Here is a 7,281-nt window from a genome sequence, read left to right on the forward strand (position 1 = left end):
AATGGCATCTGCAGCAGAGCAAATGGCGGCGAACATGAGCTGGGGTGCGCTTGGCAAAGCGACCGAGCTCCGCCAGCGCATCTTCTTCACCGTCGGGCTTCTGATCGTCTACCGGCTCGGGACCTATATTCCCGTCCCCGGCATCGACGGACAGGCGCTCCGCGACTTCATGGAGCAGGCCTCCGCCGGGATCGGCGGCATCCTGACCATGTTCACCGGCGGCGCGCTTGGGCGGATGGGCATCTTCGCCCTCGGCATCATGCCCTATATCTCGGCCTCGATCATCATCCAGCTCCTCAGCTCGATGGTGCCGCAGCTCGAGCAGCTGAAGAAAGAGGGCGAGCAAGGGCGCAAGAAGATCAACCAGATGACGCGCTACGGCACCGTCTTCCTGGCGACCTTCCAGGCCTATGGCCTCGCGGTCAGCCTCGAATCCGGCGGGCTTGCGCATGATCCGGGCTGGTTCTTCCGCGCAGCCGTGCTGATCACGCTGGTCGGCGGCACGATGTTCCTGATGTGGCTGGGCGAGCAGATCACCGCGCGCGGCGTCGGCAACGGTATCTCGCTCATCATCTTCGTCGGCATCATCGCCGAGGTTCCCGCCGCTCTGGCGCAATTCCTCGCCTCTGGCCGCTCCGGCGCCATTTCGCCGGTCGTGATCATCGGCATCCTGCTGATGATGATCGGGCTCGTCGCCTTCGTGGTCTTCATGGAGCGGGCGCTTCGCAAGATCCACATCCAGTATCCACGCCGGCAGGTCGGCATGAAGGTCTATGACGGCGGTTCCTCGCATCTGCCCGTCAAGGTGAACCCGGCGGGTGTTATCCCGGCGATCTTCGCCTCGTCGCTGCTGCTTCTGCCGACGACGATCGCGACCTTCTCGGGCGGCAATACCGGCCCGGTCATGTCGACGGTCCTCGCCTATTTCGGCCCCGGACAGCCGCTCTACCTGCTGTTCTTCGCCTCGATGATCATCTTCTTCACCTATTTCTACACGCTCAACGTGTCGTTCAAGGTGGATGATGTCGCCGACAACCTGAAGAACCAGAACGGCTTCGTTCCCGGCATCCGTCCGGGCAAGAAGACGGCGGAATATCTTGAATATGTCGTGGTCCGCGTGTTGGCGCTCGGCTCCGGGTACCTGGCGCTGGTGGCGCTCTTGCCGGAGATCCTGCGCAACCAGCTCTCGATCCCCTTCTATTTCGGCGGCACCTCGGTGCTTATTGTTGTCTCGGTGACGATGGACACGATCCAGCAGGTCCAGTCGCATCTTCTGGCGCATCAATATGAAGGCCTGATCGAGAAATCGAACCTGCGCGGCAAGAAACGCACCCGCAAGGGGCCGTCGCGCCGCTGAACCGGCTGACAGACAATTGATGAACGGGCGCCTTCGGGCGCCCGTTTTCGTTCAGGTGACACCTGTCGGTCATGAAGCCGCGCTAGTGCGGGGGCATCGTCCGATGGAGGTCGTCGTGTCCCGATACGCTCTCATTCTCACAGCCCTCTTGCTGGCCGGTCCCGTCCCTGCGGAGACCGGTGATAGGTTGTACAGCCGGATCTGCGCGGCTTGCCATGGCGGCGCGGAAGCCGCTCCCGGGATCGACATTCCTGGCAAGGATTTGCGGGAGATCGAGACCGCCCTGCGCGAGATCGAGGAGATGCGGGATCTTCAGCTGCCACAGGCGGAGGTGGAGGCCATCGCGGCGTTCCTTTCGGCGGGGCGATAGGGAAAACGTCATCGGAGTGTCATGCGAGCTACGGCCCAGCGTCACGCAAGAGGTGCATTCAGGCGGCGTTTCGATTCCGAAAACTCAGGAAGTTCCCATGATCAAGACCCTGCTGGCCTCGGCCGCATTGCTTGTCGGCGCCTCTGCCGTCCAGGCCGAGGATTTCAATTTCGTGCTGCTGGGCGATGTGCCCTATGGCAAGCCGGAGACCGTGTTCGCGCCGTTCGAGACGCTGATCGGGGCAATCAATGCCCGCGCGCCGGAGCTCGTTGTCCATGTCGGCGACACCAAGTCCGGTTCGACCCTGTGTGACGACGCGATGCTCGATGCGCAGCTTGGCTATCTCAACAGCTTCGACGCGCCGACACTCTATTCGCTGGGTGACAATGAATGGACCGATTGTCACCGCGCCAAGGCCGGGGAGTTCGACCCGCTGGAGCGTCTCGACTATATCCGGTCCGCCTATTTCGCCGATCCCGCCACCAGCTTCGGCAAAAGCCCGGCGCCGGTCGAGAGCATGGCCGAGGCGGGCTATCCGGAGAACACGCGGATGGAGATGAACGGCGTGCTGTTCGTGGCCACCCATGTCGTCGGGTCGAACAACAATTTCGAGCCGCGCGACATTGCGGCTGTCGAGGAGTTCCTGGCCCGGGACGCGGCCAATATCGCGTGGCTCAAGGAGAGCTTCGCCGTGGCGGCGCAGAGCGAGGCGAAGGCGGTCGTGCTGGCGATCCATGCCGACATGTTCGAGTTCGATTTCAACCTGCCCTGGGATGCGGAAGGGTATCTGCGCCATTCCGGCTTCAAGGCTTTCGCCGAGGCGCTTTGGGCCGAGGCCAACGCTTTCAACAAGCCGGTGCTGCTGATGTATGGCGACAGCCACACGTTCCGCATGTTCCGTCCCTTCCCGAAAAAGGCGCCGACCATCATGGCACTGGAGACCTTCGGATCGGCGAACATGCATGCCGTCGAGGTTCATGTCCGCCCCAATGAGGCCTTTCCCTTCGCGGTCCAGCCGTTGATCAACCCGGCCCAGCCGATTGCCTGGACGGAGTGACCTGACCGGATTGCCCGGGCGCTCCCGCAATCCGGGGGCGCCCGATTTGCCCGAATCCTTGCCGGTCTGTACCCTTGCGGGATGCTGCGAAGACGTTGATGACTGCACATTCACGCGCGAGGATTGCCATGAGACCGTTTGTTCCCAGCCTTTTTGCCCTGTTTTTTGCCGTGCCGGCCGGTGCCGAGACCCTGCCATTGCCGCAGAGCCTCATTCCGCTCAACAGCGCCGAGGGCGGGCAGATGTTGCTCTCCTCGGAGGCCAATGCCGATTACTTCGACCTCGGCATCCATTTCACCAACCAGGTCCATCCCGCCTTTTGCGGGCCGGCGAGCATTGCCATGGTGCTGAATGCGATGGAGGTGGACCGGCCGAAATCGGACATGACGCTCGGGCTTGGCCTGTTCGATCAGGAGAATGTGTTCACCGCCGAGACCGAGGCGGTGAAGCCGCGGGCCCGGATCGAGCGGGGCGGGCTGACGCTGGACGAGCTTGCGGGCATGTTCGGCGCCCATGCGGTTGCGGCGGAGGCACACCACGCCGAGGAGACCACGTTGGACGCGTTTCGCAGCGCCGCGGTGGCCAGCCTCGAGGATGGCGAGAGCTTCGTTCTGGTCAATTACCTGCGCGCCGGGATCGGGCAGGAGCGTGGCGGGCATATCTCGCCGCTGGGAGCCTATGACGCGGATAGCGACCGGTTCCTGATCCTCGATGTCTCCCGTTACAAATACCCGCCGGTCTGGGTCGATGCCGCAACGCTCTATGACGCGATGAACACGCCCGATTCCGACAATGACAACCGCTCGCGCGGCTATCTGCTGGTGTCCCGATAGGCGGCGCTCAGGCGGGGCGGCCTAGGATTCGCAGCCGGCTGACCCCGCCATCGGGGAAGATATTGAAGCGGATATGGGTCACCGGGCCGAGATCCTCCAGCACGTCGCGGAAGTCGTGAATCGAGTCGGCGTTCAGATGTACCTCCGGCAGGACCGTCTTCCAGAACATCGAGTCGGTCACCAGCGCCTGTGTCAGCCCGTCGCCGAAGCTCTGCAGGTCGGCGGCTTGAAGCGAGCAACGATCCGGGAAGTTGCCCTTGAAATGCGCCGTGTCGACCTGCACGCCGTCGATCTTCCCGCGGGCGCCGAGCGCGATGACCATCCAGTCATAGCCGGGTTCGCGCCGCCGCCGGGTTTCCCAGCCATCGCCCATGTCGATGCCGCGGCCCGGCGCGAGCAGGCGCATGTAGTCGCCGTAATGGGCGTCCGACATCGCCAGAATGCGCCCGCCATTGAGTGCGGCGGCGAGGTCGATCTCCTCGCCATTGCCGGTCGCGTCCAGCTCGGGCACGCCGAAGACCCGCAGCCGGGCGACGCCGCCGTCGGGATAGATATGGATGCGCAGATGGGTCCAGCTCTCGAAACTCTCGCAGCGGAAGTAATGCTGGCTGTCGGGGCCGAGTGCCTTGTGGGGCAGGATTTCGGCCCAGCTTGTCTCGTCGGTCACCGTGTCTGTATGAGCCGCCTCGATCCGGCAGGCAGGGGCGTTGTTGCCGGTGAAATGGCGGGTGTCGACATCGAAGCCGAGGATGCGCCCGGGCGCGGCGAGCTTGATCACCGCGTGGTCATGGCCACCACCGCGCCGCCGGCGGGTCTCCCAGCCATCCATCCACTTGCCGTGATCGTCGAACTTGCCGGGGATGAAGACCGGCTCGGGATCGTGCAACATCCGCTCCAGCGGGGCGAAAAACTCGTCCGAAGAGGAAATGGCCTCGGCGCCGAGACCGGCGGAGGCGAGGTTGATGCCCGTGCGGGCGAAGAGGGGGATGTCGGGGTTCATGGAGTCGATTGTGGGCATTCGGCTACTTTCGGCAAATTGGCGGGGAGCGCATCAGGCAAAGCGCCCGGACGGCGCCAATCCGGCCAAGTGCTGCGTTTTTCGCAGGCATCAGCCGGAGGTTGCACAATTCCTAATCGAAGCAGGCAAGCCACGGCAAGCCCGCCCGGTGCCCCGGCTTTCGAATTGATCTCTTGCGGCGATTGCGGGAACGTCGGGGGCAAGCGAATGGGAGACGATCGATGGACATGACTATCCTCTGGGCCTGGGCGGAATTTGCCGCGCGCTGGACACATGTGATCACGGCCATCGCCTGGATCGGGTCGTCCTTCTATTTCATCGCGTTGGATCTCGGCTTGCGCAAGGAGGCGGACCTGCCGCCGGGGGCTTATGGCGAGGAATGGCAGGTTCACGGCGGCGGGTTCTACCATATCCAGAAATATCTCGTGGCGCCGGAGCGGCTGCCGGATCATCTCGTCTGGTTCAAATGGGAGAGCTACGCGACCTGGATGACGGGGTTCGTCATGCTGGTGCTGGTCTATTATCTCGGCGCGGATCTTTATCTCGTGGACCCGCAGGTGCTCGATCTGCCGATCTGGCTGGCGATCCTGATCTCCATGGCCTCGCTGTCATTGGGGTGGCTGGCCTATGACCGGATCTGCAAGTCTTCCTTCGGGGAGGACAATACCAAGCTGATGCTCCTGCTTTACGTGATCCTTGTGGTCATGGCCTGGGGATATGCGCAGATCTTCTCCGGGCGTGCGGCGCTGCTGCATCTGGGCGCTTTCACGGCGACGATCATGTCGGCCAACGTGTTCGTCATCATCATCCCGAACCAGAAGATCGTGGTCGGGGATCTGAAGGCGGGCCGGGTGCCGGATGCGAAATACGGGCGTATCGCCAAGCAGCGCTCGACCCATAACAACTACCTGACCCTGCCGGTCATCTTCCTGATGCTGTCGAACCATTACCCGCTGGCCTTTGCGAGCGAGTGGAACTGGCTGATTGCCAGCCTCGTCTTCCTGATGGGGGTAACGATCCGGCATTACTTCAACTCCCTGCATGCCTCGCCCTGGCCGAAGAAGGGGCCGCTCTGGACCTGGGGCGCGACCCTGCTGCTCTTCGCGGCCATCGTGGCGCTCTCCATGGCGCCGCTCTATGGCGAGGATGAGGGCTGGGAGGAGGAGGCGCTGACGCCCGTGCAGCAGCGCTACGCCGCCGCCGAGGGGTTTGGCGAGGCTGTCGAGGTGGTGATGAACAATTGCTCGATGTGCCACGCGCCGGAGCCGTCATGGGAGGGTCTTGGCGTCCCGCCCAAGGGGGTCAAGCTTGTGACCGAGAGTGATGTGGCGCGCCATGCTCAAGAGATCTACCTGCAGGCGGGCGTGACCCATGCCATGCCGCCGGGCGTGGCGAATTACATGGAGGCAGCGGATCGGGCGGCGCTGGTGCGGTGGTATCGCGCGGCAGTAAAGGGCTAGGCAGAGGTCGCCATCGAGCGCAACGGGAGCCGTGCCAGCGGTGGACCGCGGGGTGGCGCAACAACATCCGAATGATGCACGTAATGCCTGCCAAGCCCGAAACAGGACAGCGCTTTGCGCGCGGGTGGCAAAGCGCCAGCCCGCCGGGGCGGTCCGGCGCTGGCACGGGGACCTTTGGCCTCGATCCCGTGCCAGGCAGCAGACATTCCCCAAGTTCATAGGCGGCGTTTCGTGAACTGGGAATCACATCGGACGTCTTCTCCGACTCTGGTTCCGTGCATTAACCTTAACCGAAGTTAAGGTTAATGCAGGACCTCAGCGGTCAGGTGGTCGGCTGTCATCGGTGCTTTTGCCGGTCCAATAGCCACAATCGGCTCGAAACCAACCTCTTCCGCGGGCTTCACTCGCCGTAAGGCACCCAGATCGTCTTGATCTCCGTTGCTTGGGACAGCACGTCTCGTCCGGTCAACGCCGCGCCCATCCCCGCAGACCATGTCCGTTTGAGATTGCCGGCTGCGGCCATCTCGATTGCCGCGTCCAGTGCCTGGGTCGAGAAGTTCCAGACCGCGTCCACATCGAGATGCGAGGCGATATCGGCCGAAAGGGCGGCTTGTGCGCCGGTAACGATGTTGACCACGCCGGCGGGGACATCGGAGGTCTCCAGCACCTGGTAGAAATCGGTCGCGGCCAGCGGGAAGGCTTCGGACGGCACGAGCACGATCCGGTTGCCCATGGCGATGGCCGGGGCCATGGCGGCGATGAGGCCGAGGAGCGGCGTCTCTGGCGGGCAGATGGCGCCGATCACGCCGAGCGGTTCGTTCACCGCCACGGCGAGGCCACGCATCGGCACGCCTTTGGCGGCGCCGTCATGCTTGTCCGCCCAGGCTGCATGGGTAAAGAGCAGGTCGATGGCGGATTCGACTTCCTCGGCGCCCTCTGTCCCACCGGTCATGGCGTCGATCCGGGCGGCGAATTCGGCGGCGCGGGCAGAGAGGTTCTCGGCGATGTAGAAGAGGATCTGCGCGCGCAGGTGGCCGGTGGATTTCGCCCAGCCAGACGCCTTGCCGGCCGCTTCCACCGCGTTGCGGATATCCTTGCGGTTGCCCTCGCCGACATGCCCCAGAAGCGCGCCTTTTGCGCCCCAGATCGTGCGGGAATAGCCCGAGTCGGGCCGCGCCTGCTTGCC

Annotated in this window: 7 protein-coding genes; 5 read left to right on the plus strand and 2 right to left on the minus strand. The window is 63.8% G+C overall.

All coding sequences use genetic code 11. The features are described 5' to 3' along the window. Position 1 precedes the first annotated feature (1 nt). From secY to R3X27_RS13575, 4 genes are all read left to right on the plus strand, one after another. Positions 2-1,357: a preprotein translocase subunit SecY gene (secY, locus tag R3X27_RS13560; RefSeq protein WP_317709393.1), complete on the plus strand. Its 1,356-nt coding sequence runs from the start codon at positions 2-4 to the stop codon at positions 1,355-1,357. A 115-nt stretch (positions 1,358-1,472) separates the two neighbouring features. Continuing rightward, complete coding sequence (locus tag R3X27_RS13565; RefSeq protein ID WP_317709394.1) at positions 1,473-1,727, plus strand: cytochrome c; 255 nt, start codon at positions 1,473-1,475, stop codon at positions 1,725-1,727. A gap of 97 nt (positions 1,728-1,824) precedes the next feature. Continuing rightward, a complete protein-coding gene (locus R3X27_RS13570) occupies positions 1,825-2,784 on the plus strand; it encodes a hypothetical protein (RefSeq protein WP_317709395.1) in 960 nt (319 codons plus the stop codon). Between the two features lie 128 nt (positions 2,785-2,912). Beyond that, positions 2,913-3,617, plus strand: a complete 705-nt coding sequence (locus R3X27_RS13575; protein WP_317709396.1) for a phytochelatin synthase family protein — start codon at positions 2,913-2,915, stop codon at positions 3,615-3,617. Between the two features lie 7 nt (positions 3,618-3,624). Here R3X27_RS13575 and alc read toward each other — a convergent pair whose 3' ends face one another. Then, the gene (gene alc / locus R3X27_RS13580) at positions 3,625-4,635 is read right to left on the minus strand and encodes an allantoicase (RefSeq protein WP_317709397.1); all 1,011 of its coding nucleotides are present in this window, start codon (positions 4,633-4,635) and stop codon (positions 3,625-3,627) included. A gap of 221 nt (positions 4,636-4,856) precedes the next feature. Here alc and R3X27_RS13585 point away from each other — a divergent pair, with 221 nt between their 5' ends. Further along, the gene (locus tag R3X27_RS13585; protein ID WP_317709398.1) at positions 4,857-6,095 is read left to right on the plus strand and encodes a urate hydroxylase PuuD; all 1,239 of its coding nucleotides are present in this window, start codon (positions 4,857-4,859) and stop codon (positions 6,093-6,095) included. 400 nt (positions 6,096-6,495) lie between these two features. On the opposite strand, the gene R3X27_RS13590 is transcribed toward R3X27_RS13585, so the two are convergent. Beyond that, positions 6,496-7,281 (minus strand): aldehyde dehydrogenase family protein (locus tag R3X27_RS13590; RefSeq protein WP_317709399.1); only part of this gene is annotated, 786 nt, incomplete at its 5' end.

This window comes from Tropicimonas sp. TH_r6 (assembly GCF_033101155.1).
Taxonomy (GTDB): Bacteria; Pseudomonadota; Alphaproteobacteria; order Rhodobacterales; family Rhodobacteraceae; genus Tropicimonas.